This window comes from Burkholderia sp. MSMB1078WGS, from assembly GCF_001528895.1.
In the GTDB taxonomy this organism is placed as follows: Bacteria; Pseudomonadota; Gammaproteobacteria; order Burkholderiales; family Burkholderiaceae; genus Burkholderia.
This window is the reverse complement of the sequence record NZ_LPDI01000034.1, coordinates 1-3114: the sequence shown is the minus strand read 5'-3', so window position 1 is coordinate 3114 and position 3114 is coordinate 1. Positions and strand designations below refer to the sequence as shown.

The 3114-nt window shown below is 52.5% G+C and carries 1 rRNA gene; it reads left to right on the top strand.

The annotated features are described in order from the left end of the window. The first annotated feature begins 217 nt into the window (after nucleotides 1-217). Nucleotides 218-3099: ribosomal RNA gene (locus tag WT24_RS07835) — 23S ribosomal RNA — on the top strand. The last annotated feature ends 15 nt before the right edge of the window (nucleotides 3100-3114 follow it).

Below are 3114 nucleotides of genomic sequence, written 5' to 3'. Positions count from 1 at the left end.
GTATCGGCTGTCGTTCTTTAACAATCTGGAAGAAGTAAGTAATTTGGATAGCGGAAGCGTCTTTGAGATGGACGTGGAAACTATCCGGGTTGTGATTGTATCGATGTATCTCAAGATGATTCGAACTTCATTGTTCGGCTCAATTGGAATACGGCACAACGCGAGAACTCAACCTGTAGCGACTGTAGCGTCGAAAGATGAGACAGACTCGTTATAGGGTCAAGCGAACAAGTGCATGTGGTGGATGCCTTGGCGATCACAGGCGATGAAGGACGCGGTAGCCTGCGAAAAGCTACGGGGAGCTGGCAAACAAGCTTTGATCCGTAGATGTCCGAATGGGGAAACCCACTCCTTTTGGAGTATCCATGGCTGAATACATAGGCCATGCGAAGCGAACGCGGTGAACTGAAACATCTAAGTAACCGCAGGAAAAGAAATCAACCGAGATTCCCAAAGTAGTGGCGAGCGAAATGGGATGAGCCTTGCACTCTTTATTTGTATTGTTAGCCGAACGCTCTGGAAAGTGCGGCCATAGCAGGTGATAGCCCTGTAGGCGAAAACAGTATGAAAGAACTAGGTGTGCGACAAGTAGGGCGGGACACGTGAAATCCTGTCTGAAGATGGGGGGACCATCCTCCAAGGCTAAATACTCGTGATCGACCGATAGTGAACCAGTACCGTGAGGGAAAGGCGAAAAGAACCCCGGGAGGGGAGTGAAATAGATCCTGAAACCGCATGCATACAAACAGTCGGAGCCTCGTAAGGGGTGACGGCGTACCTTTTGTATAATGGGTCAGCGACTTACGTTCAGTAGCAAGCTTAACCGTATAGGGCAGGCGTAGCGAAAGCGAGTCCGAATAGGGCGTTCAGTTGCTGGGCGTAGACCCGAAACCAGGTGATCTATCCATGGCCAGGATGAAGGTGCGGTAACACGTACTGGAGGTCCGAACCCACTAACGTTGAAAAGTTAGGGGATGAGCTGTGGATAGGGGTGAAAGGCTAAACAAACCTGGAAATAGCTGGTTCTCTCCGAAAACTATTTAGGTAGTGCCTCGTGTCTCACCTTCGGGGGTAGAGCACTGTCATGGTTGGGGGGTCTATTGCAGATTACCCCGCCATAGCAAACTCCGAATACCGAAGAGTGCAATCACGGGAGACAGACATCGGGTGCTAACGTCCGGTGTCAAGAGGGAAACAACCCAGACCGCCAGCTAAGGTCCCCAAATATAGCTAAGTGGGAAACGAAGTGGGAAGGCTAAAACAGTCAGGAGGTTGGCTTAGAAGCAGCCACCCTTTAAAGAAAGCGTAATAGCTCACTGATCGAGTCGTCCTGCGCGGAAGATGTAACGGGGCTAAGCTATATACCGAAGCTGCGGATGCGAGCTAGTCTCGCATGGTAGGAGAGCGTTCCGTAAGCCTGCGAAGGTGCGTTGAAAAGCGTGCTGGAGGTATCGGAAGTGCGAATGCTGACATGAGTAGCGATAAAGGGGGTGAAAGGCCCCCTCGCCGTAAGCCCAAGGTTTCCTACGCAACGTTCATCGGCGTAGGGTGAGTCGGCCCCTAAGGCGAGGCAGAAATGCGTAGCTGATGGGAAGCAGGTCAATATTCCTGCACCGTCGTTAGATGCGATGGGGGGACGGATCGCGGAAGGTTGTCCGGGTGTTGGAAGTCCCGGTCGCTGCATTGGAGAAGGCGCTTAGGCAAATCCGGGCGCGGGATTCAAGGGTGTGGCGCGAGCGACTTAGGTCGCGAAGCAATTGGAAGTGGTTCCAAGAAAAGCCTCTAAGCTTCAGTCTAACGATGACCGTACCGCAAACCGACACAGGTGGGCGAGATGAGTATTCTAAGGCGCTTGAGAGAACTCGGGAGAAGGAACTCGGCAAATTGGTACCGTAACTTCGGGATAAGGTACGCCCTTGTAGCTTGACTGGCCTGCGCCAGGAGGGTGAAGGGGTTGCAATAAACTGGTGGCTGCGACTGTTTAATAAAAACACAGCACTCTGCAAACACGAAAGTGGACGTATAGGGTGTGACGCCTGCCCGGTGCCGGAAGATTAAATGATGGGGTGCAAGCTCTTGATTGAAGTCCCGGTAAACGGCGGCCGTAACTATAACGGTCCTAAGGTAGCGAAATTCCTTGTCGGGTAAGTTCCGACCTGCACGAATGGCGTAACGATGGCCACACTGTCTCCTCCCGAGACTCAGCGAAGTTGAAGTGTTTGTGATGATGCAATCTACCCGCGGCTAGACGGAAAGACCCCATGAACCTTTACTGTAGCTTTGCATTGGACTTTGAACCGATCTGTGTAGGATAGGTGGGAGGCTATGAAACCGGAACGCTAGTTTCGGTGGAGCCGTCCTTGAAATACCACCCTGGTTTGTTTGAGGTTCTAACCTTGGCCCGTGATCCGGGTCGGGGACAGTGCATGGTAGGCAGTTTGACTGGGGCGGTCTCCTCCCAAAGCGTAACGGAGGAGTACGAAGGTACGCTAGGTACGGTCGGAAATCGTGCTGATAGTGCAATGGCATAAGCGTGCTTAACTGCGAGACCGACAAGTCGAGCAGGTGCGAAAGCAGGTCATAGTGATCCGGTGGTTCTGTATGGAAGGGCCATCGCTCAACGGATAAAAGGTACTCTGGGGATAACAGGCTGATACCGCCCAAGAGTTCATATCGACGGCGGTGTTTGGCACCTCGATGTCGGCTCATCTCATCCTGGGGCTGTAGCCGGTCCCAAGGGTATGGCTGTTCGCCATTTAAAGAGGTACGTGAGCTGGGTTTAAAACGTCGTGAGACAGTTTGGTCCCTATCTGCCGTGGGCGTTGGATATTTGAAGGGGGCTGCTCCTAGTACGAGAGGACCGGAGTGGACGAACCTCTGGTGTACCGGTTGTCACGCCAGTGGCATCGCCGGGTAGCTATGTTCGGAAGAGATAACCGCTGAAAGCATCTAAGCGGGAAACTCGCCTTAAGATGAGATATCCCTGGAGGCTAGACCTCCTTGAAGGGTCGTTCGAGACCAGGACGTTGATAGGTCGGGTGTGTAAGCGCAGTAATGCGTTCAGCTAACCGATACTAATTGCCCGTAAGGCTTGATCCTATAACAAGTCTGTCT